Source organism: Streptomyces sp. NPDC047002 (assembly GCF_040704505.1).
Lineage (GTDB): Bacteria > Actinomycetota > Actinomycetes > Streptomycetales > Streptomycetaceae > Streptomyces.
The window spans coordinates 71255-93007 of sequence record NZ_JBEYWC010000022.1 but is presented as its reverse complement, the minus strand read 5'-3'; the positions used below and the strand labels follow the sequence as shown (position 1 = coordinate 93007).

Below are 21753 nucleotides of genomic sequence, written 5' to 3'. Positions count from 1 at the left end.
TCCCGGGGCCCCGGTCACCGAACGGCCATCCACGCACCGGCCTCGCGCGCCGCGCACAGAGCGGCCCACGCCGTCGCCTCGACGAGCCGGGCGTCCTCCGGGTTGTGGTTCCTGAAGGCCCGTACAGCCTCGTCGTCGACCTGGTACGAAGCGATCGCGGTGAGCAGAGCGAGCCGTCCGGCCGGGCGGTCGGACGGCGCGAGACGTTCGGTTTCGGTGTCCACCCAGGCCCTGCTGAGCCCCGGCGGACGGCCGTCCCAGACGCGCAGCCGCTCACGCACCAGCGCGCGCACGGAGGCGGGCAGTGATCTCTCCCCGGCGTTCTCGACGGCGGCCACGGCTCGGGCGAACGCCTCGGTCACCGGCGGTTTCCCGGCGCTCCAGACCAGATCGGGCGCGGGTTCCGCGGCCGGCAACAGGTCCAGCGAGAGACCGGGCGGGAGATCATCGCGGCCGGCCGCGCGCTGAAGCCAGTTCAGGACCGGCTGCACGGCCGGCAATGTGGCGGCGGGCGCCCAGGGCGGCAGCGGCCTGTCGCCCAGGAAGATGTTCACCATGCGATTCAGGTAGTGCAGCAGGACCGCCATGGCCACCAGTTCGGGCCCGTGCTCCGGAGGGAACGGTGGTGTACGCGCGGCGGGTCCCGCCCCCTGGGGGCCGGGACCGCGGACCATGTTGACCTCGCACCAAGCTGCGACGGCGCCAGAACCGTCGGCCCGGCCGAGGCTGCGCAGCATGGACGTGTGCATCGTCACGCAGTAGGGACAGGAGTTGGCAGCGGAAATCATCGCTGCCACGGTCTCCTTTTCCACTCGGCCCACGAGGCCGGGGGTGAGGAGCGATTCCCTGAGGATTAACCATACGGCGGCCAGCACCTCGGGACTCGACGCGTGCAGGACCAGCGGTGGTGGCAGTACGCCGAATTCCTCCTCGGAGGCTCGGTAGACCCGGGTGACCAGACGGTCGCGGGTACGGAAGGGGACAGGGGCCACATGCCGGACCTGGGTGAGGGAGAGGTCCCTCAGCGAAGCCCGGACTAGGCGTGCTCTCAAGTCGGTTGCTCCCATCGGGCCCTGCCGGCGCGCCGGCCGCGGGGCGTGTACGGGCCGCGGCCGGAGCGCCGCGGCCCGGTTCTCGTGCTCAGGCTCCGAGCGCCGCGGCGAACGCGGCGCTGCCGCGCCGCCCCGCGGTCTCACCGTCCGGTGAGGGGGCGCCGTACGCCACGGAGACACCGCGGTCCTTGAGGGCCTTCACCAGACCAGGCATGGCGCGCTCGGCGAGCGCGGCCACGGTGAAGGCGGGGTTGACGGTCAGTGCGCCGGGCACCGCCGAGCTGTCCGTGACGAAGATGCCGGGGTGCCCGCGCAGCTCGTGCCGGTCGTCGAGTGCCGAGGTGGCAGGATCGTCGCCGATCCGGCAGGAGGCGAGCGGGTGGACCGTGTAGGCGCCGACGACATCGTTGGTCCACGGCATCACCCTGGCCAGCCCGTCGTGCTCCAGAATCGCCCGGACCGAGGCGTCCGACAGCTCCCAGCCGTGCAGGGTGTTGGGCGTGGGGTCGTACGCGAGGGTGCCGAGGCCGAGCATCTGCTGGGAGATGCGATCGGAGTTGCCGGTCTCCGGCGGCGGGCCGAAGACGCCCTCGTTGTCGTCCTCCGACATGGTGAAGATCGTCATCCAGGACTGCCACTTCTTGAGCAGTTCCTTCTTCTCCCGGCCGAACCAGCTGGGGCCTTTCGCGTCGGGCACCTGGGCGAGAATGGTGCCGAGGCCGGGTGGGAAGTAGAGCTGCTCAAGCGAGTAGCGCTCGTACTCGGGCCGGGAGCCGTCGAGGTAGTCCCAGGTGGCGACGGTCGGGCCCTTGCCGATCTGGTTGGCTTGGAAGGCCGGTCCTGGCTGCCCTTCGAGCCCCAGCAGGGCACGGACCCTGTCGTCGTCGAGGACCGCGGTGTTCAGCCGCTCGCCGTTGCCCGAGAAGTACCGGCCCACGCCGTGCGGCATCGGGCCGAGGTCGGCCTCGGAGCGCTGGAGGATGACCGGTGTCGCGGCGGCGCCCGCCGCCACCACGACGATCTTGGCGTCGATGGTGCCGGTGTCCGGGTGGACGCGGTAGTCGGCCTCGTCGACGATGTCGTAGTGGACGCGGTAGCTCCCGTCGTCCAGGCGTGTGATCTTCTGCACCTCGTGGAGCGGGCGGATCCGCGCGCCGTGCGCCTGGGCCGCGGGCAGATAGTTGAGCAGCAGTGAGCGCTTGGCATCGAAACGGCAACCGGCCATCATCCAGTTGCAGTTGGTGCACAGCTCCTCGTCGATGGCGCTGGGCAGCGGGTTGGCGGTGTGGCCCGCCGCGGCGCAGGCGGCGCCCCAGAGGCCGCCGGCGTACGAGGCGGTGTTCCAGTCCGACGGGGTGATGGGCAGGGCCTCGGCGACCCGGTCGTACCAGGGGTCGAGGGCGTCGCGGTCGATGGCCTTCGGCCACATCCGGCGGTTGATACCGCCGCGTCGTTCGAAGACGAACCGCGGCGCGCGCGGCATGGCCGCGAAGTACACCACGGAGCCGCCCCCGACGCAGTTGCCGCTCAGCACGCTCATGCCGTCGCCGACCACGAACTCGAAGGCGCGGGTGGAGGAGGTGCCCAGCCGGAAGTCGTGCTGGAACTCGTCGGCCGACAGCCATGGCCCGCGCTCCAGCACGACGACCCGGGCTCCGCCGGCTGCCAGGTGGTACGCGGCGATGGCGCCGCCGAAGCCGCTGCCGATGACCAGGGCGTCGGTCTGTTCCCGTGCGCTCATGCGAGGCTCCCGGAGGGGATCGTGTCGGGATGCAGCTCCGCCAGCCGACGCCGGTAGGAGAAGCCCGGGAAGCGCCATACCCCGTCCTCGTCCGGCGGGCGGTACCCGAGAGCGGTCAGGCCCACATGCCCGTCGGCGAGGGCCTCGGCGGTGTGCAGATGCGCAGCCGTGTCGAAGGCCATGTTGCACAGCAGCGCGAGGCCCGTCCACAGCACTTTCTCGGGGTGTCCGGGGCGGGTCAGCTCCAGGACCAGAGCAGCCCGGTCCTCGTACGGGAGCGTGACGAACGCCGGGGCGGTGTCGTCGGCGCCCATGTCGTGCTCCTCGCGGTACTCCTCGGCGTGCACGTCGAGGGCAGACGCCAGGTCGTCGAGGCTGGGCGCCATGCCGCTCTCGGGCATCTCCAGCACGGCCAGCGCACCTGCCGTGACCGCGCCGCCGCCCTCGCTCACCCCTGCTATCGCGCGGTCGCCGGGGTAGCGTTTTTCACCCGGAATGATGGTGTCAGCAAACGCTTCCAGAGTTGCCGTTCTGGCTTCCAAATGCGGCAGTGCAAATGGTTCCACGGCCCTTCTCCTGTCTGTCTTGCAGAATGATTCAACGGGACGGCACGAAACTCGCCGTATCCTCAGAAGACGGCTCGCGGAGGGAGAATCTCTCTGCGAGCCGCACGTTTTCTTGATTTTCCTCTATTCCGTACCTACGGTAACCCCGTCAGGAACTCGGCAGATTCACCGGGCTGTTCTGGTACGCCGAGACAAGCCATTCGCCACCGTTCTGTTTGACGGCGACCCAGGTGGCGCGAATGAGCATCGCCTCGGTCGGCCAGTCCTCGCCGGGCAGCGTGACCCCGCCCTCGGTGACCATGACGGCGGTGTGCTCGTCTATGGCACGGATGCTGAGCGGCTTGCCTACGACGCCGGTGCCCTTGTAGGGGCCCGCGTAGCCGGCCGCCATGTGGCTGCCGATCTCCGTGCGGCCCTGGAGGAAGACGTCCCCGGGCAGCAGCGTGGTGGCGTCCTCGGTGAAGAGGGCCGCGAACTTCTCGCCGCTCTGTGCGGCCCACGCTTCGGTGAGCCGGGCCGCGAGACCTCCGACGGCCGCTTTGTCCTCGGCGCTGAGGGCTGCTGCGGTGGTGACGGTTTCGGACATAAGTCTCTGCCTTCCTGGATCGGTTGGGGACTCGACGGGGCGGGGCCGGGCGCCTGCGGGCGGGCCGGACCCGCCCCCGCGACGGGAGAGGAAGTCGTGTTCCGCCGGTGTGTGCTCGAATCATCATTCGGCCCCCGGAGAGCCCGCGCATCTTCTGTATTGCGCTCTCGTGCGCCACGGCCGCCCGTTGCACTCCGGCGGCGCATGATCAGTCAACAGGGGCGCACCGCACGGACCTGGATCGGCTGGCGCCATATGCGCTTGGCATGAGCTGCTCCCCTCTCATCCGTTTCGCGAGGGGTGCCCGCGACGAAGCAAGCACAGAGAAGACGGGCCACCGCAGAGTCCGGAGAATCGCCTCTCAGGAAGTTCACTGCATTTCCCCGTGCAAAAACCTACCGGGAGGAAAGTCGTGACTGAAATGCGCGATGTATTCACTGATCTGGTGACCGAGGGAGACGAACTCGACGCCATCGTGGCGGGCCTGACGCCCGAGGAGTGGGAGATCGAGACCCCTTCGCCCGGGTGGACCGTCACACACCAAGTGGCGCACCTGGCGTTCATCGCCCATCTCGCCCGGACAGCCGCCACCGACGCCGAGGGCTTCCAGCGCCTGGCGAATGCCGCCAAGGGCGACTTCCAGGCAGCCGTCGACGGCATGCTCGCCGCGTACATGAAGGATTCGGCACCGCACATCCTGGAGCGCTGGCGCGTGGAGCGCACCGCTGCCGACGCGGCCCTGGCCGAAGCCGGGCCCGACGCCATCGTTCCGTGGCTGGTCAACCCGTTGCCGGCCAGCGTGCTCGCCGCCGCCGGAATGATGGAGCTCTACGGGCACGGCCAAGACGTCCGCGACGCACTCGGCATGGTCCGCGTCCCTTCCGACCGCATCGGCCACCTGGTGTTCTTCGCCACCCGCACCCGCGACTTCGGCTACCTCGCACGCGGCATCGAGCCGCCGAAGGAGGAGTTCCGGTTCGAGGTCTCCGCGCCCTCCGGCCAGGTCTGGGCGTTCGGTCCCGAGGATGCCGAGCAGCGGATCACCGGAACCGCCGAGGACCTCTGCCTGCTGGTCGCCCGGCGCCGGCACCGCGACGACCTCGGGCTCGTGGCCACCGGCAAGGAGGCGGAGGGCTGGCTGGACATCGCCCAGGCATACCGCGGCCCGGCGGGCGAGGGCCGCAGGCCCGGACAGTTCGCCGCCATTTAGGGCCTCTCGGCCGGATCATGCCGGGCTCGCGTGCCCCGGCACCTCCCCCAGCCTCCGGCCGGGGGCCCCAGGCACCGGACCCCACCCCTGATCCGCCCTGTTCCAAACGAAAGACCCTGGCCGCAGGGCCGCTCCCGCACCCTCCGCCGCACGCCGGCCGACCGGATCGCCGCACCGGGTCCACCGCGCCGACGTGGCGTGTCCGTACGGCGGCGGCCGGGTCCGTCACCCCTCCCTCCGCGAGGAATCAGTCATGACAGCCACACTCATGGGGTCGCTGCGCAAGTTGCTGGTGACCCCGGCCACGAGAGAGATCACCTTTGAGACCAGAGGCTTCGAGGCGCTGAACGCCGGGGCCAGGGCCAAGCTGGAGCACAGCGCGCTCCAGTTCCTCGTCGGTTTCGAGTTCGCGGTGGAGCACCGCGAACAGACCGAGATCGTCACTCGCCTGGGTGCGCTGGAACGCGAGTACCAGGGCTTCGCGTACGAGGGCGCCGCGATGGCGCTGGCCCTGCGCGATGCCCTCTCGCCTGTCCCCGGCGCCCGGCTGACCGAGATCTTCCTGAAGGGTCCCGGATACGACGACGGACCCGGCTCCCGGCACGTCTTCATGGCGTACCTCGGCGTCGGGTTCGCCATCGCCCGGCTGCCGAGGCCCCTGTGGCACCGGGCGCTCCCCGACGCCCGTAGGCTCGCCGACCATCCCGCGCTGAGCTGGCTGGTCGTCGACGGGTACGGCTTCCATCAGGCGTTCTTCCACCACGCGAAGTGGGTCGACAGCCACTACGTGCCACGGGGCTACCCCTGGTGGCCCGGCGACCCGGCATACACGCAGCGGGTCGTGGACCAAGGCATCGGGCGCGGCATGTGGTTCGTGTGCGGCGGGGACGTGGAGCGGCTGCTGGCCCGGATCGCCGGCTTCGACCCGGCCCGCCACAGCGATCTGCTGTGCGGCGCGGGGCTGGCCGCCACGTACGCGGGCGCCGTCGACGCCGATCAGCTTGAGGCTCTGCGGCGCGGTGCTGGACCGTATGCCGCGGAGATCGCCCAGGGCGCCGTGTTCGCGCTGCGGGCGCGCCAAGTGGCAGGCCTGATCACCGACCACAACGAAATCGCCGCGCAGATCTTCTGCGGCATGACGGCCGAGGAGTCCGCCCAGATCGCCGCCAAGTCGGTGATCGATCTGCCGCCGGACGGCGCCGTGCCCGCCTATGAGGTCTTCCGCCGGCGCATCCAGCAGCACTTCCGCTGATCGTCCCCCATCCGGCCGTCCCCGACCAGGAGAGAGTGATGGAACGGAAAGAGCGACTGCGCCGAATCGTTCCCGGCATGGCGACTCTGCTCGTCGCCACCGGGCTGTTCTTCGGAGTCAACGCCGCCAACGCCGTCCCCAACGGCGACCAGGTCGCCAAGGACTATTCCTTCAGGCAGATGCCCATCGCCATGCCGGCGGGCTACGACAACCAGAAGATGCACAGCGTCCGCAAGGTCAACCGGGCGTACCAGAAGATCCGGTCCTGGATCTCCTCGGTGGGCGCCGGCATCGCGATGAACGACCTGACCGGCCACGGCCGCCCCGACGGCATGTGCATCGTCGACACCCGCACCAACGACGTCGTCGTCACCTACACCCCGACCGCCCCTGCCGCCGACCGCTTCAGCCCGTTCGTGCTCAAGGCCGACAAGATCCCCATGGACGACACCATGGCGCCCACCGGCTGCACCCCCGGCGACTTCAACGGAGACGGCCGGATGGATCTGCTGGTCAGCTACTGGGGGCGCACCCCCGTGCTCTGGATGGCCAAGTCCGATGCCACCACGCCCTCCAACGCCTCGTACGTGCCGCAGGAGGTCGTGCCGGAGAACTCGCCCGACGGCAAATACCACGGGGCACGCTGGAACACCGACGCGGTCTACGTCGGCGACATGGACGGCAGCGGCCACCCCTCCATCGTCATCGGCAACTACTTCCCGGACTCCGACGTGCTCGCCCCGCACGGCCTGTCCAACGTGGCGATGAACAACTCGCTGTCCAGCGCGAAGAACGCGGGCGGGGACCACGTGCTGCGTTACTACGCCTCCACCACCGGCACCCGCCCCACCGCGTCCTTCGTCGAGGAGTCCGACGCCATCGACTTCCAGGAATCCACCGGCTGGGCGCTGGCGATTGCCGGCGCCGACATGACGGGCGACGGCAGGCCCGAGCTCTACATCGCCAACGACTTCGGCCACGACCACCTGCTCTACAACGTCTCCACACCGGGACACATCAAGTTCAAGGTCGCCGTCGGCCGGCGCACACCGACCACCGCGAAGTCGTTCGTGCTCGGTCAGGGCTCGTTCAAGGGCATGGGCGTCGACTTCGCCGACCAGGACCACAACGGCACCTTCGACATGACGGTCAGCAACATCGACGAGGCATGGGGTCTGGAGGAGAGCAACTTCCTCTGGATGAACCAGACGAAGTCCACGGCCGAGATGGAAAAGAAGCTCAGCGAGGGCATCGCGCCCTTCACCCAGGAGGCCCAGGAGCACGGTCTGGCCTGGACCGGCTGGTGCTGGGACGTGAAGATGGGCGACTTCCTCAATGACGGCTCCATGGCCGAGGTCCAGGCCGACGGCTTCGTCAAAGGCAGGACCGACCGCTGGCCGTGGCTCCAGGAGATGGCCATGACCAACGACGACTTGCTGTCCAACCCGGCCATGTGGCCCAACGTCCAGCCCGGCGACGACATCTCCGGCGACGACGCACTCGCCTTCTACGCACCGACACCCGACGGCAAGTACGCCAACATCAGCAAGCAGCTCGGCCTCGCCGTGAAGACCCCCACCCGTGCCATCGCCACCGCCGACACCACCGGCAGCGGCGCGCTGGACTTCGCCGTCGCCCGCCAGTGGGGCCCGCCCGCCTTCTACGCCAACAGGTCGCCGCATCTCGGCCACCAGATCGACCTGAACCTGTACCGCCCGTCCGCCGGCGGAGATGCCGGCTCGGGCCTCGCCGCGCCGGGCTCCCCGGTCTACGGCGCCACCGCCACGATCACCAACAAGCAGGGCACGCAGGTCAGCGAGCTGGACGGCGGCGGTGGGCACGGCGGCTTCCGCAGCTTCGACGTCCGCTTCGGCCTCGGCTCCTATGACGGCCCGAGCACCATGAAGCTCCAGTGGCACGACGCGCACGGCGCCCTGCACTCCCAGAGCATGAAGCTCATGCCCGGCCACCACACCCTCCAGTTGACCGACACCGCCCAGGAGATCAGCCGATGACCAACACCGTTGTCGAGGAGCGGCCCGGCGCCCTACCCGGCCGGCCCGCGGAAACCATCGCACCGGTACCGCCGGCCGCGAAGAAGCGCGACCCGCGCTACCTGGCACTGCGCAACTTCGCCCTCAGCATCTCCGTCTTCAACGTCCTCGGGTACACGGTGCTCGGTTTCGAACAGCCCTGGCTGTGGCCGATCATCGCCGTCCTCATCGGCTACACGACGGAGATCGTCTTCGAGATCATCAGCGGTTGGGCCCAGCACCGGGCCCCGCGCTACCGTGGCAACGGCGTCCGCGGCGTGTACGAGTTCCTGCTGCCGTCGCACATCACCGCACTCGCGGTGAACATGCTGCTGTACGCCAACAACCAGATCTGGCCCGTGATCTTCGGCGTCTTCGTCGGGGTAGCGGGCAAACACGCCCTCCAGGCCCCGGTCAACGGCCGGATGCGGCACTTCATGAACCCGTCGAACTTCGGCATCACCACCACCCTGGTCTGCTTCGGCTCCTGGGTCAGCATCGCCCCGCCGTACGAGTTCACCGAGAAGGCGGACACGTTCTTCCGCGTGATGATCCCGCTGATCATCGCCACCGCGGGCACCGTCATCAACGCCGTGCTCACCCGGCGCGTCGGCCTGATCGTCGGTTGGATGGGCGCCTTCGCCATCCAGGCTCTGATACGGCACTGGATCTGGCACGTCGCGCTCTTCTCCGCCTTCGGCCCGATGACCGGCGTCGCGTTCGTGCTCTTCACGAACTACATGATCACCGACCCGGGCACCACACCGTCGAAGTTCCGCAGCCAGTTCCTGTTCGGCTCCGGCGTCGCCGTCGCGTACGCGGTGCTGATGCTCTTCAACGTCGTCTACACGCTGTTCTTCGCCACCGTCGTGGTGTGCGGCCTGCGGGGCATGGGCTGGTGGGGCGTCGCCCTCTACCGGCGCTACCGCGCCCGCAGGGCTCCCGACAGCGCCGGCTCCGAGGACAGTTCCTCCGCGACCGGGGCGGTGGCCGCATGACCGGCCGCCCCCGCATCGCCGTCGTCGGCGTCGCCTGCCGCTATCCCGACGCGGACAGTCCCGAGGAGCTGTGGCGCAACGTCCTCGCGGGACGCCGCGCGTTCCGCCGGCTGCCCGACGTACGGATGCGCCGCGAGGACTACCACTCCCCCGATCCGCAGGCGCCCGACCGCTTCTACACCGACAAGGCCGCCGTTCTGGAGGGTTACGAGTTCGACCGCGTCGCCCACCGCATCGCCGGCAGCACCTTCCGCTCCACCGACATGGCCCACTGGCTCGCCCTGGAGACCGCCGGGCGCGCTCTCGCCGACGCCGGCTTCCCGGACGGCACGGGCCTGTCGGACCGGGTCACCGGCGTGATCATCGGCAATACCCTGACCGGCGAGTTCAGCCGCGCCAACCTGATGCGGCTGCGCTGGCCCTACGTCAGGCGCACCGTCGGCGCCGCCCTGCGCGAACAGGGCTGGGACGAGGAGAAGACCGGCGTCTTCCTCGGCGAGCTGGAACAGCGCTACAAGAGCCCGTTCCCGCCCATCGACGAGGACACCCTCGCAGGCGGCCTCGCCAACACCATCGCCGGCCGGATCTGCAACTACTTCGACTTCAACGGAGGCGGCTTCACCGTCGACGGCGCCTGCTCCTCGTCGCTCCTCTCCGTCGCCACCGCGTGCAGCGGGATCACCGACGGCAGGCTGGACGTGGCACTCGTCGGCGGCGTGGACCTGAGCATCGACCCGTTCGAGGTCATCGGCTTCGCGAAGACCGGCGCGCTCGCCAAGAGCGAGATGCGGGTCTACGACCGCGGGTCGAACGGCTTCTGGCCCGGCGAGGGTTGCGGGATCATCGTGCTGATGCGCGACGACGAGGCCCGCGAGCGCGGTCTCTTCCGATACGCCACAGTCGAGGGCTGGGGCTATTCGTCCGACGGAAAGGGTGGCATCACCCGTCCCGAGGCGAGCGGACACCGGCTCGCCATCCAGCGTGCGTATGCGACGGCCGGCTTCGGCTTCGACACGGTCCGCTACATCGAGGGGCACGGCACCGGCACGGCGGTCGGCGACGAGACCGAGCTGCGCGCCTTCTCCGAGGAGCGCCGCGCCGCGGGCGGCGTGCCGGCGGCCATCAGCAGCGTCAAGGGCAACTTCGGGCACACCAAGGCCGCCGCCGGCGTGGCCGGTCTCATCAAGGCGGTCCTCGCCGTGCGCCACCAGGTCATCCCGCCGGCCACCAGCCACCGGGACCCCCATCCGGTGCTGTGCGGCGACGACCCGATGCTCCACGTGCCGGACAGCGCCGAGCTCTGGCCCGAGGGGGCGCCGGTCCGGGCCGCCGTCTCCTCGATGGGCTTCGGCGGCATCAACGCCCACATCGTCGTGGAGCACGCGGACGGCGCGCCGCGCGAGCGCGTGGGCCGGGTCACCCGACGTCTCGTACGCTCCCGGCAGGATGCCGAGGTGCTGCTGCTCGACGCGCCCAGCATCGCGGACCTGCACGGGCGGGTGGGCCACCTCGCCGAGTTCACCACCCAGCTGTCCTACGCCGAGCTGGGCGACCTCGCCGTCAGCCTGCACAGGGAGCTGAACGGCCGTCCGGTGCGCGCGGCCGTGATCGCCACGGGGCCCGAGCAGGCCGGTGAACGCCTGAGCCGTCTGCTCACCCTGCTGGACGGCGGCGCCCGCAGCGTCGTCGACACCGAGCACGGCGTCTTCCTCGGCACCACCCGCACCGTCCCGAGGATCGGGTTCCTCTTCCCGGGGCAGGGCGCGGGGCGGGCGGCGGACGGGGGCGCGCTGCGTCGCCGGTTCGCGACGGTCGACGACCTCTACGCCTCCCATCCGGCGCCCGCGGGTGATCCGGTGGACACCGCGGTGGCCCAGCCCAGGATCGCCACCGGCTCCGCGGCCGGGCTGCGCGTCCTCGACCTGCTGCGCGTCAGGGCCGTCGGCGCCGTCGGCCACAGCCTCGGCGAGATCAGCGCACTGCACTGGGCCGGGGCCCTGGACGAAGAAGCGCTGCTGCGCACCGCGGTGACCCGTGGCGCGGTCATGCGGGAGGCGAGCGACGGCGACGGCACCATGGCCGGCATCTCCGCCCCCGCCGACCAGGTCGGCCCGCTGCTTTCCGGTGAACCAGTCGTGATCGCCGGATACAACGGGCCCCGCCAGACCGTGGTCTCGGGGCCCGCGGCGGCCGTCTCCCGGGTCACCGGGCGCGCCACGCGCCAGGGCCTGCACGTCGCCGGTGTCGCGGTGTCGCACGCCTTCCACTCCCCGGGCGTCGCCCCCGCCGCCACCGCGCTGCGCGACCATCTGGCCCGCGAGGCCTTCGCGCCGCTCGACGCCACCGTGGTCTCCACGGTCACCGGCACCGCCCTGCCTCCGGACGTGGACGTCGTCGGCCTGCTCCAGCGGCAGGTCGTGCAGCCCGTGCGTTTCGAACAGGCGCTGACGGAGCTGGCCGCCGATGTCGACCTGCTGATCGAGGTCGGGCCCGGACGTATCCTGCGCGGCCTGGCCGCCACGGTGTGCCCGGACGTGCCCGCGGTCGCCATGGAGACCGACAGCACATCGCTGACCGGCACGCTCTCCGCGTTCGCCGCGGCGTACGCGCTGGGCGCGCCGGTTCGCACCGAGCCGCTGTTCGCCGACCGGTTCGCCCGGCCACTGGCGCTGGACAAGGAGTTCAGCTTCCTCGCCAGCCCTGCCGAGTCCGCACCGGAAGGCGACTTCAGAGCCATCGCACCGGCGGCGGCCGAAGCGGCCCCCGCGGCAGAGGCAACTCCGGCCGCCGACGGCGAGCGGGCCGACACCCTGTCGATCCTGCTGCGCCTGTCCGCCGAGCGCGCCGAACTCCCCGTCGAGGCCGTACACCCCGACAGCAACGCCATCGACGAACTGCACCTCAGCTCGATCACCGTGGGCCAGATCCTGGCGCAGGCATCGCGTGAGATCGGCGTCACCGCGCCACTCGCCACCTCGGCGACGGCCACCTCCACGCTCGCCGAGCTCGCCTCGATGCTGGACGAACTGGCCGCCACCGAGCGCGGCGAGGGTGAGGCCGCGTCCACAACGGCACCCGGCGTCGGGCCCTGGGTCCGCGCCTTCGCCGTCGAGCGGGTGCCCGCGCCTCCCGGGCCGGCGCGCGAACGCGATACCGGCAGCTGGCAGGTGTTCGCACCGGAGCGTCACCCGGTCGCGTTCAAGCTGGTCACCGAGCTCAGCCAGAGCCCGGTCGGGGCGGGCGTACTGCTGTGGCTGCCCGAGGACACCGACGAGGAACACATCCCGCAGATGCTCGACGCGGTCCGCGCCGCGCTCGCGGCCCCCGGGGCGCGGTTCGTCGCTGTCGGCCACCGGCGCGGCGCCGCGGGCCTCGCCAAGACCCTGCATCTGGAGTCGCCCGCCACGCCCACCACCGTCGTCACGCTTCCGCCCGGCGACCTCGCTCCCGAGCACGCCGGGGCATGGGTGGCCAGGATCGCTGCCGACGTCGCCGCGACCACGGGCTTCAGCGAGGTCGGCTACGACCGCGACGGCACCCGTACGGTCCCCGTGCTGCGCCCGCTGGTACCCGTGAGAGCGGCGGCGGACGCCGGGCCGCTCGGCGGGTCCGACGTGCTGCTCGTCACCGGCGGCGGCAAGGGCATCACGGCCGAGTGCGCGCTGGCGCTCGCCAGGGACAGCGGCGCCTCGCTCGCCCTGCTCGGCCGCTCCGACCCGGGCACCGACCCGGAACTGGCGCTGAACCTGGAACGCATGCGCGCGGCCGGGGTGCGCTTCGTCTACCTCCGGGCAGACGTCACCTCCGCCGAGGAGGTCAAGGCGGCCGCCGGCACCGTACGTGAGCAGCTCGGACCGGTCACCGCCGTGCTGCACGGCTCGGGCCGCAACGAACCGCAGGCGCTTGTGAACCTCGACGAGTCGTCGTTCCGCCGCACCCTGGCGCCGAAGATGTCCGGCCTGGAGTCCGTGCTCGCCGCCACCGACCCGGCCGAGCTGAAGCTGCTGATCAGCTTCGCCAGCATCATCGGGCGGGCCGGGCTGCGCGGCGAGGGCGATTACGCCACCGCCAACGACTGGCTCACCGACTACACCCAGCGCATCCGGGAGGAGCACCCGCGCATCCGCTGCCTCTCCCTGGAGTGGTCGGTGTGGTCGGGTGCCGGCATGGGTGAGCGGCTCGGTGTACTGGAGTCGCTGATCCGCGACGGCATCGCACCGATCCCGCCCGAGCAGGGCGTCGAGGTGCTCCGCGAACTTCTCGCCGACCCGCAGGCGCCGTCGTCCGTGGTGGTGATGGGCCGGGCCGAGGGCCTGCCCACGCTCACGCTCCCCGAGGCCGAACTGCCCCTGCTGCGCTTCCTGGAGCGCGCCCAGGTGCACTACCCCGGCATCGAGCTCGTGGTGGACTCCGACCTGTCGGCCGACGACGACCGCTATCTGCCCGACCACTTCCTCGACGGCGATCTGCTCTTCCCCGCGGTCCTCGGGATGGAGGCCATGACGCAGGCAGCACAGGCCCTCACCGGCCACGGGAACGCGCCCACCCTGCGGGACGTGGAGTTCCTGCGTCCGATCGTGGTGCCGGCCGACGGCCGGACCACCGTACGGGTGGCCGTGCTCGCCGACGGCGAGCACACGGTGCGCGCGGTGATCCGCAGCAGTGAGACCGGTTTCCAGGCCGACCACTTCCAGGCCGTACTGGACTTCGCCGAGCCGCTGCCCGAGACCACCGTCCCCACCGTTCCCGAGGGGCTGATCCCTCTCGACCCTCACCGTGAGCTGTACGGCCCGGTGCTCTTCCAGGGCGGCCGCTTCCAGAAGCTCGTGGGCTACCGCTCTCTCCAGGCCAAGGGATGCGTGGCCGAGCTGTCGGCGGCAGGCGGGGCAGAGTGGTTCGGCTCCTTCCAGTCCAGCACTCTGCTGTTGGCCGACCCCGGCACCCGCGACGCCGTGATGCACGCGCTCCAGTGCTGCGTGCCCGACGCCACGCTGCTGCCTGCGGGCATCGAGAAGCTGCACCTCGCCGACCCCGCGGCCATGGCCAACGCGGACCGGGTACTCCTCAACGCCACCGAGCGCAGGCGCGAGGACGACACGTACTGGTACGACCTGGACGTCACCGACGTCATCGGCACCGTCCTGGAACGCTGGACGGGCCTCCGGCTCCAGGCCGTCAGGAAGCGGGACGGCTCCGGGCCGTGGGTGCCCGCGCTGCTCGGCCCGTACCTCCAGCGGCTCACCGAGCGTTTCCTCCCCGACCAGCTGCGAGTGGCCGTCCTCTCCGATGCGGACGCCGACCTGGAGGCCGCCGGCGCCCGGGCGGTCGGGGCCGATGTCGCGCCGGCCGACGGCACGCCCGTACGCCGGGTGCGCACCGCCCGCGCCGTCGGCATCGCCCTGGGTGCCCATGCCGAGGTGCGCTACCGGCCCGACGGCAAACCCGAGACCGACGGGGCGCACATCTCGTCCTCGCACGGCGCGGGCGTCACGCTCGCGGTCGCGGGCGCCGCACCGGTCGGCTGTGACGTCGAGACGGTCGACGCGCGGTCGGCCGAGGACTGGGCCGACATGCTCGGCCCTAAGGCCGGCGCTCTCGCCGGGCTGCTCGCCCGCGAGCACGGTGAGGACGTGGACACGGCCTCCACCAGGGTCTGGAGCGCCGTGGAGTGCCTGCGCAAGACCGGCCATGCCCGCGTCGACCTGGTCGCCGCATCCGAAGCCGGGCCCGGTGGCTGGAGGCTGCTGCACTCCGGCCGGACCACCGTGGCGACCTTCGTCACGACTCTGAGCGGCCTCGACCGGCCGGTGGTCTTCGCCCTGAGCACCGAAAGGAGCCAGTAATGCTCCCGTACTACGAGATCCGTCACCTCGTCGGCTTCGAGGAGACCAACCTCGTCGGGAACGTCTACTACGTCAACTACCTGCGCTGGCAGGGCAGGTGCCGGGAGATGTTCCTGCGTGACAAGGCGCCCGAGGTACTGGCGGACATCAGGGGCGACCTGAAGCTCTTCACGCTCAAGGTCGAGTGCGAGTTCCTCTCGGAGCTCACCGCCTTCGACGAGCTGTCCATCCGGATGCGCCTGGAGGACCTCACGCAGACGCAGATCGGCTTCGCCTTCGACTACGTCCGCCTCGCACCCGAGGGCACCGAGGAACTGGTGGGCCGGGGCCGGCAGCGCGTCGCGTGCATGCGCGGTCCGAATACCGGCACCAGGCCGTCCCGCGTTCCCGACGCCCTGCTGGCTGCCCTCGCGCCCTACGCGGCCCCCGGCGTGAGCACCGCGCGATCCGGGCGCGGCGAGCCCGTGCCCGCCCTCGCTCGCGACGGGAGCTGACGGCGGTGACCAGTATCGGCAAGCTGGCCGCTGGGACCGGCGGTCCGCGTACCGCGCCCGAGGGTCCCCCTGACGGCGTCCGTCATGACCGTGCCGTGCTCCGCTCGGTGTTCGGCGCGTTCACCACCGGCATCACGGTGGTGACCGCGCTGGGCGACGCACCGCTCGGCATGACCGCGAACTCCTTCACCTCCGTCTCCCTCGACCCCGCGCTCGTCCTCGTCTGCGTCGACCGCAAGGCCGCCATCCACGACACGATCGTGCGCAGCGGAGTGTTCGCGGTCTCGGTGCTCGCCGCCCACCAGGAACAACTGGCCACCTACTTCGCCACGCACAGCAGGCCCCGCGGCGAGCAGGAGTTCTCCCCCGTCGACTCGGCCCCGGGTCCGCGCACCGGCGTGCCCGTGCTCGACGGCGCGCTGGCGTGGATGGAGTGCCGGCTCACCGACACACACGACGGCGGTGACCACTCCATCTTCATCGGGGCGGTGCTCGCCCTCGGCCGCGTCCCGGGCGGGGACGCGCTGCTCTTCCACGGCGGCCGGTTCCACCGGTTGAAGCCGGACGCACCGGCCCGGCCGACCACCACCACGACCACGGAGTGAGCGTCATGCCAGGACCCGCTGTCGTCAGACACGTCACGCCCGTACCGGCCGCCACCGCCGCCGGCGTCGTCGCCGAAGTGTACGAGCAGTCCACCAGGGAGATCGGCCGGCTGGTCGAGGCCGTCACGATGTTCTCGCCCGATCCCGTGCTGCTCGCCGCCACCTGGGCGGGCTTCCGCGAGCCGCTGATGGCGGCCGGGCGCGCCCCCCGGGTGGGCAAGGAGGCCGTGGCCGCCACCGTCTCCAAGCTCAACGAGTGCCCGTTCTGCGTGGACGCGCACACGATCATGCTCTACGGCGGCGGCGCCGCGGACTTCGCAGCACAGCTCCTCGGCGGCAAGGCCATGGACCCCGCGGCCGGCGCGCACGCGGCACTGGCCCGCTGGGCCCAGGACGTGTCCGTCGCGGCCGGCGCAGCCGTACCGCCGCCGTTCGCCCCCGAGGAGGCTCCGGAGTACCTGGGGGTGCTCGTGTACTTCCACTTCCTCAACCGGGTGATCAACGTCCTGCTGAACGGCAGCTTCCTTCCGGGGCCCGAGCGCGCCCGCCAGATCGCCCGGCGGGTGGGCGGCAAGGTCATGGCCAAGAACGTGGCCGCGGTCAACGCTCCCGGTGAAGCCGTCGGGTTGACCGTTCCACCGGAGGCCGCGCTCCCGCCCGACCTGGCCTGGGCAGCGGGCTCCCCGCCGATCGCCGCCGCGCTGGCCTGGCTGGCCGCCGCGGTCGACAAGGCCGCCTCGGGTGTCGTTCCGGCGCCGGTGCGCGACCTCGTCGCGGCCGCGGTGGACGACTGGCGCGGCGAGCCGCCTCCCGTCAGCTCCTCCTGGACCGACGAACCGGTCGAAAGGCTCCCCGGTGAGCTGCGCCCCACGGCACGGCTCGCGCTGCTCGCGGCGCTCGCCCCGCACCAGGTCTCCGACCGGGACGTCGACGCCTTCCGCACCACCCGTCCGGGTGATGCACCGCTCATCGCCCTGCTGTGCTGGTCGGCGCTCACCGCGGCGCGCCGGGTCGGGACCTGGGCGGCGGCGTCCCTGCCGGCCGCCCGGCGATCCGCCTGATCCCTCTCCCCGGGCGTACGCCCCCACCAGGCCGCTCTCCCGGCCATCAGGTCCTTGCCGGGAGAACGACCGTGCATCGGGCACCCGGTTCACGGGTGCCCGATGCCGCGACGGCCGGACGCCTGCCTCGGGCAGCGATGACTTCTGCCGGTCCACGTGGTCCTTATCAATGGGACTGATGCGGCCATTCGCACCGGCCACGGACCACGGGAGCGTTGTCACCATGTTGAGCAGCCGAGAGCGGGGGCAGGAAGCGGAGGCGGGCATGGCCGGGCGCGAGGACGCCTTCCTCCGGCAGGCCGCGCGATTTCGTCCGGAGCTGCTCGCGCACTGCTACCGCATGCTCGGCTCGGTGCAGGACGCAGAAGACCTCGTCCAGGAGACATACCTGCGGGCCTGGCGCGGCTACGCCGGGTTCGAAGGCCGCTCCTCGCTGAGGTACTGGCTGTACCGGATCGCCACCAGTGCCTGTCTCACCGCTCTCGAACACCACAGCAGGCGCTTCTTGCCGGCCGGGCTCGGGGGCCCAGGTGACGACCCCACGGCGCCGTTGAACCCGACGAACGGCGAGGTCGCCTGGGTGCAGCCGATGCCCGATCCGCCGAGCGACCCGGCCGCGGTCGTCGTCTCGCGGGGCAGCGTACGGCTCGCGCTGATCGTCGCCCTTCAGGCGCTGCCGCCGCGGCAGCGTGCCGTGCTCATCCTGCGGGACGTGCTCGCCTGGCGCGCTGCCGAGGTCGCCGAGCTGCTGGACACCAGCACGGCTGCCGTCAACAGCGCGCTCCAGCGGGCCCGCGCCCAGCTCCAGGAGGTCTCCGCCACCGAGGACGAGGTCAGCGGCGACCGGCTGGACGAGCAGGGGCGCCGGCTGCTCGACGGATATGCGAAGGCATTCGAGACGGCGGACGTCGACGCGTTGCTGAAGCTGCTGCACTCCGACGCCACGCTGCAGATGCCGCCGGAGCCTCTGTGGTTCACCGGGCGCGAGAACATCGGCGCGTTCTTCGCGCAGCATGTCTTCCCCCGGTCGGGTCCGCAGCGTGTGCTGAGGACGAGTGCGAATGGCGGCCAGCCGACGATGGCGACGTACTGGCGCGGCGCCGACGGGATGTACCACCCGCACGCGCTGCAGGTACTGACGCTGGGTGGGAGGGGGATCGTCGGGATCGTCGCCTTCCGGGACGCATCGCTCTTTCAGTCCTTCGGGATGCCCGCACGACTCGGGTCTTCGCCGATCCCCTCACCGTCATGCCGGGGCTGACGCCCATGGTCCGTCTGCTGGCGGAGGCGGTGGACTACGGACTCGGCTGCGTGTCGGGCATCGAGCCCGAGGCGCTGTCCCTGCCCACGCCCTGTGCCGGATGGGATCTCGCGGATCTGCTGTGGCACCTGGACGACTCCCTGCGCGCGCTGTGCGAGGCGCCTGAGCGGGGGGTGGTCGGGCTGGTGCCCGAGTCCCGGTCCGGGGCGGCTCGGGCGCCGTCTTCTCCTGTGGCGGCGGTGTGCGCACGTGCGCGGGAGCTGCTCGCCATGTGGGAGAGCGGAGCATCGGAGGGAGGCGTGGCGGTGGGCGGGCTGCCGCTCGAGAGAGATGTCGTGGCGTTCGTGGGGGCGATGGAGATCGCTGTTCACGGGTGGGACGTCGCCGAGGCCTGCGGTCACCGGCGCCCGATTCCGGCGGAACTGGCCCGGACGATGTTGCGATGGGCGCCCCTTGTGGTGGACGACGGGACCCGGTCGGCGCTGTTCGCGCCTGCGGTGCCCTTGCCCGTCGGGGCCGGGGCGAGCGACCGTTTGGTTGCGTACCTTGGGCGGCGGCCCGGTGGGGCCGCCCCGGTGGCGTCCTGGGTATGAGTGTCGGCCGGTCAACCGACCGGCCGACACCCTGCGGTGCCGTCAGACCTGCTCGGTGTGCGGGACAGGTGGGGGCGCCGCTGAGAGGCCGGGGGCCGTGGCGTCGACTTCTCGTTTGCCCGGGGCGAGGACGGCCGCCGCGGCTGCGGCGACCACGACGACCGCTGCCACGATCTCCGCGGCCTTGAAGCCTTCCATGAAGTCCGCCGCGGAACGGTAGCCGCCGTGGCCGGCGAAGACCGCGGAGAGGACGGCGACCCCGAAGACGCCGCCCGCCTCGCGCATCGTGTTGTTGGTACCTGCGGCCACGCCGGAATCGTTGAGCGGGACAGCCATGACGACCGCGTTGGCGACCGTCGGGAAGACCATGCCGATGCCGATGCCGGCCACGATCAGCGGCGCGACCAGCGTCGTGTAACTCACGTCCGGCGCGGCCACCATGCCGAGCCAGAACAGGCCGCCGCCCTGGAGCAGCGGGCCGAGCACCATGAACGGCTTGTTCCCGATCTTGTCGGACAGCAGCCCCGCGACCGGTGCGACCAGCATCGGCATGGCCGTCCACACCAGGATGCGCAGGCCCGCGTCGAGCGGATCGTAGCCGAGGCCTACCTGGAACATCTGGGCGATCATGAACAGTGAGCCGATGAGTGAGAAGAACACAAAGAGGATCACGGCGTTGGCGGTGGAGAACCCGCGCAGGCCGAAGTACTCCAGTGGGAGCATCGGATAGCGGGCCCGGCGCTGCCAGCCGATGAACGCCGCCATCAGGATGGCGCCGACCGCCAGAGCACCGATCACCTCGCCGCTGTCCCAGCCGATGGACGGTGCTCGCACCGGTGCCCAGACCAGGGCGAACAGTGCCGCGGCCACCAAGACGAGCCCCAGCAGGTCGAGTTGGGGCCGACCGCCCCGGCTGTCCTTGAGCAGCAGCAGCGAGAGCACCGCCACAGCGGCACCGACCGGCACATTGATCCAGAAGATCCACTGCCAGCTGATGCCCTGGATGATCAGACCGCCGAGCACCGGTCCCGCGGCGACGCCGAGGCCGGTGATGCCGCCCCAGACGCCGATGGCCATGCCCCGCTTCTCCAGCGGAAACGCGTCACTGATCAGGGTGAGCGTGAGCGGGAGCACCACTGCCGCGCCCGCGCCCTGCACCACCCGGGCGGTGATCAGGGAGCCCGAGGAGTCCGAGAGCGCGCAGGCGACCGAGGAGAGCGTGAACACGGCGACCCCGACGGCGTACATGGTGCGTCGGCCGAACCGGTCGCCGAGTGCGGCACCGGTCAGCATCAGACAGGAGAACGCAAGGTTGTAGCCGTTCACCGTCCATTCGAGGTCGGAAAGGGACGCGTGCAGATTTTTCTGCAACGTCGGGAGCGCCGTCGACACCACCACCACGTCGAGGGACGCCAGGAATGCGCCGAGTGACGCGAGGATCAGCGTCGCCACCACCCTGGTGGGTGCGGCCGGCGCTTCCGTTCTGACGGACATGGGAAAAACCTTCCAAGTTCGGCCGTGGGCCCGCGCCGGTGAACTCGACCGACCGCTGACGCCCGTTCGATGTACCGGATATCAGGGGGCCTGCCACCCGCATGGGCATTCCGCGCGGGTGCGCGGACCCTCAATAAAGACCGGAGCGCCACCGGAAACTCATCGAGGACCGGAGCGGGAGGGAGCACTGGTTCCCGCGACGGGGAACAGGCAGGGTCAGACCTCGCTCGCGCCGCCCGGCGTCAGCAGGTACGCCGGCCCGGGCCGCTCGTCGCCGATGAGCGCGAGCACCTCAGCGCCCACCTTCTCCGGGGTGAGGACCGCGCCCATGTTCGCGACGAACTGCTCGGCGGTGACGCCCTGCTGGGCCGCGTACGCCGCGACTCCGCTCGCACCGAGGTCGGTGGCGGGCGACAGCATCGGCAGCACGGACAGGAAGCGGATGCCGAGACTCCGGCTCTCCGACTCCCCTGCCGCGTACGCCGACACGAAGCGCACCGTCGCCTTGGCTCCCGCGTAACCGCCGCTCAGCGGGGAGCCGCGCAGGGCGGCTCCGCTGGAGACCGAGACGACGGTGCTGCCCGGGGCCAACGGCAGTCGCAGGGCGGCCCGCACCCAGGTGAAGACGTGCTTGACGTCCACGTCCCAGTTCCCGCGGAAGCTGTCCCACGTGTGTTCGCTCAAAGGTCCCATCACCGGGTTCGCCCCGGCGTTCAGGACCAGCACGGCCGGACGGTGCCCGGCGATGAGCTCCTCGGCCAGGTCGGCTTCGGTCGCGTCGCCTGGCACCGGCACGAAGCCGTCCCCAAGATCCTCCTGAGCCTTCTTGAGCGCCTCGCCGTCCCGGCCGACGCCGATGACGCGCGCCCCGGCTTCCACCAGGGCTCCGGCGATTCCGCGCCCGAAGCCGCGACCGGCGCCGGTGACGACGGCCGTCGCGCCCGCGATGCTCTCCGCAGACATG

At 71.2% G+C, this 21753-nt stretch carries 16 protein-coding genes; 10 read left to right on the top strand and 6 right to left on the bottom strand.

Annotation, left to right across the window (positions count from 1 at the left end; all coding sequences use genetic code 11):
• Positions 1–14 precede the first annotated feature (14 nt).
• The 4 genes from AB0910_RS20875 to AB0910_RS20860 all read right to left on the bottom strand — a co-directional run bounded on the left by AB0910_RS20875 (position 15) and on the right by AB0910_RS20860 (position 3945).
• Complete coding sequence (locus AB0910_RS20875) at positions 15–992, bottom strand: carboxymuconolactone decarboxylase family protein (RefSeq protein ID WP_366746089.1); 978 nt, start codon at positions 990–992, stop codon at positions 15–17.
• Between the two features lie 148 nt (positions 993–1140).
• Positions 1141–2793: a GMC family oxidoreductase N-terminal domain-containing protein gene (locus AB0910_RS20870; RefSeq protein ID WP_366746088.1), complete on the bottom strand. Its 1653-nt coding sequence runs from the start codon at positions 2791–2793 to the stop codon at positions 1141–1143.
• Positions 2790–3359 carry a DUF5987 family protein gene (locus AB0910_RS20865; protein ID WP_366746087.1) on the bottom strand — a complete coding sequence of 190 codons (570 nt, stop codon included), beginning with the start codon at positions 3357–3359 and terminating at the stop codon, positions 2790–2792. The genes AB0910_RS20870 and AB0910_RS20865 overlap by 4 nt, the downstream gene beginning before the upstream one ends.
• A gap of 148 nt (positions 3360–3507) precedes the next feature.
• Complete coding sequence (locus tag AB0910_RS20860) at positions 3508–3945, bottom strand: SgcJ/EcaC family oxidoreductase (RefSeq protein ID WP_366746086.1); 438 nt, start codon at positions 3943–3945, stop codon at positions 3508–3510.
• Between the two features lie 412 nt (positions 3946–4357).
• On the opposite strand from AB0910_RS20860, the gene AB0910_RS20855 reads away from it, so the two are divergent.
• The 10 genes from AB0910_RS20855 (at position 4358) to AB0910_RS20810 (ending at position 19295) form a co-directional block, all read left to right on the top strand.
• Complete coding sequence (locus AB0910_RS20855) at positions 4358–5155, top strand: TIGR03084 family metal-binding protein (protein WP_366746085.1); 798 nt, start codon at positions 4358–4360, stop codon at positions 5153–5155.
• A gap of 253 nt (positions 5156–5408) precedes the next feature.
• Positions 5409–6407 carry a DUF1702 family protein gene (locus tag AB0910_RS20850; RefSeq protein ID WP_366746084.1) on the top strand — a complete coding sequence of 333 codons (999 nt, stop codon included), beginning with the start codon at positions 5409–5411 and terminating at the stop codon, positions 6405–6407.
• Between the two features lie 77 nt (positions 6408–6484).
• Entirely contained in the window at positions 6485–8422 is a 1938-nt protein-coding gene (locus AB0910_RS20845) for a VCBS repeat-containing protein (protein ID WP_366746083.1), read from the top strand.
• Entirely contained in the window at positions 8419–9438 is a 1020-nt protein-coding gene (locus AB0910_RS20840; RefSeq protein WP_366746082.1) for an enediyne biosynthesis protein, read from the top strand. The genes AB0910_RS20845 and AB0910_RS20840 overlap by 4 nt, the downstream gene beginning before the upstream one ends.
• Positions 9435–15281, top strand: coding sequence for a type I polyketide synthase (locus AB0910_RS20835; protein WP_366746081.1), 5847 nt, complete (start codon positions 9435–9437; stop codon positions 15279–15281). Before AB0910_RS20840 ends, AB0910_RS20835 begins: the two co-directional genes overlap by 4 nt.
• Positions 15281–15775, top strand: a complete 495-nt coding sequence (locus tag AB0910_RS20830) for an acyl-CoA thioesterase (RefSeq protein ID WP_366746080.1) — start codon at positions 15281–15283, stop codon at positions 15773–15775. Before AB0910_RS20835 ends, AB0910_RS20830 begins: the two co-directional genes overlap by 1 nt.
• Positions 15776–15870: 95 nt before the next feature.
• On the top strand, positions 15871–16380 hold the full coding sequence (locus AB0910_RS20825) for a flavin reductase family protein (RefSeq protein ID WP_366746079.1): 510 nt from the start codon (positions 15871–15873) through the stop codon (positions 16378–16380).
• 5 nt (positions 16381–16385) lie between these two features.
• Positions 16386–17441 (top strand): carboxymuconolactone decarboxylase family protein, encoded by a 1056-nt coding sequence (locus AB0910_RS20820; protein WP_366746078.1) that lies wholly within the window; start codon positions 16386–16388, stop codon positions 17439–17441.
• A 223-nt stretch (positions 17442–17664) separates the two neighbouring features.
• Complete coding sequence (locus tag AB0910_RS20815; RefSeq protein WP_366746077.1) at positions 17665–18702, top strand: sigma-70 family RNA polymerase sigma factor; 1038 nt, start codon at positions 17665–17667, stop codon at positions 18700–18702.
• On the top strand, positions 18690–19295 hold the full coding sequence (locus AB0910_RS20810) for a TIGR03086 family metal-binding protein (protein ID WP_366746076.1): 606 nt from the start codon (positions 18690–18692) through the stop codon (positions 19293–19295). Before AB0910_RS20815 ends, AB0910_RS20810 begins: the two co-directional genes overlap by 13 nt.
• A gap of 42 nt (positions 19296–19337) precedes the next feature.
• On the opposite strand, the gene AB0910_RS20805 is transcribed toward AB0910_RS20810, so the two are convergent.
• Positions 19338–20789 (bottom strand): MFS transporter, encoded by a 1452-nt coding sequence (locus AB0910_RS20805; RefSeq protein ID WP_366746075.1) that lies wholly within the window; start codon positions 20787–20789, stop codon positions 19338–19340.
• A 216-nt stretch (positions 20790–21005) separates the two neighbouring features.
• Positions 21006–21752 carry an SDR family oxidoreductase gene (locus tag AB0910_RS20800; RefSeq protein WP_366746074.1) on the bottom strand — a complete coding sequence of 249 codons (747 nt, stop codon included), beginning with the start codon at positions 21750–21752 and terminating at the stop codon, positions 21006–21008.
• Position 21753: the final 1 nt, after the last annotated feature.

Bases quoted from the DNA above. Each gene is read 5' to 3' on its own strand.
- AB0910_RS20810 (WP_366746076.1), top strand. From the start codon at position 18,690: ATGCCGGGGCTGACGCCCATGGTCCGTCTGCTGGCGGAGGCGGTGGAC.
- AB0910_RS20860 (WP_366746086.1), bottom strand. From the start codon at position 3,945: ATGTCCGAAACCGTCACCACCGCAGCAGCCCTCAGCGCCGAGGACAAA.
- AB0910_RS20805 (WP_366746075.1), bottom strand. From the start codon at position 20,789: ATGTCCGTCAGAACGGAAGCGCCGGCCGCACCCACCAGGGTGGTGGCG.
- AB0910_RS20835 (WP_366746081.1), top strand. From the start codon at position 9,435: ATGACCGGCCGCCCCCGCATCGCCGTCGTCGGCGTCGCCTGCCGCTAT.
- AB0910_RS20800 (WP_366746074.1), bottom strand. From the start codon at position 21,752: ATGTCTGCGGAGAGCATCGCGGGCGCGACGGCCGTCGTCACCGGCGCC.
- AB0910_RS20870 (WP_366746088.1), bottom strand. From the start codon at position 2,793: ATGAGCGCACGGGAACAGACCGACGCCCTGGTCATCGGCAGCGGCTTC.
- AB0910_RS20815 (WP_366746077.1), top strand. From the start codon at position 17,665: ATGTTGAGCAGCCGAGAGCGGGGGCAGGAAGCGGAGGCGGGCATGGCC.
- AB0910_RS20845 (WP_366746083.1), top strand. From the start codon at position 6,485: ATGGCGACTCTGCTCGTCGCCACCGGGCTGTTCTTCGGAGTCAACGCC.
- AB0910_RS20830 (WP_366746080.1), top strand. From the start codon at position 15,281: ATGCTCCCGTACTACGAGATCCGTCACCTCGTCGGCTTCGAGGAGACC.
- AB0910_RS20850 (WP_366746084.1), top strand. From the start codon at position 5,409: ATGACAGCCACACTCATGGGGTCGCTGCGCAAGTTGCTGGTGACCCCG.
- AB0910_RS20840 (WP_366746082.1), top strand. From the start codon at position 8,419: ATGACCAACACCGTTGTCGAGGAGCGGCCCGGCGCCCTACCCGGCCGG.
- AB0910_RS20820 (WP_366746078.1), top strand. From the start codon at position 16,386: ATGCCAGGACCCGCTGTCGTCAGACACGTCACGCCCGTACCGGCCGCC.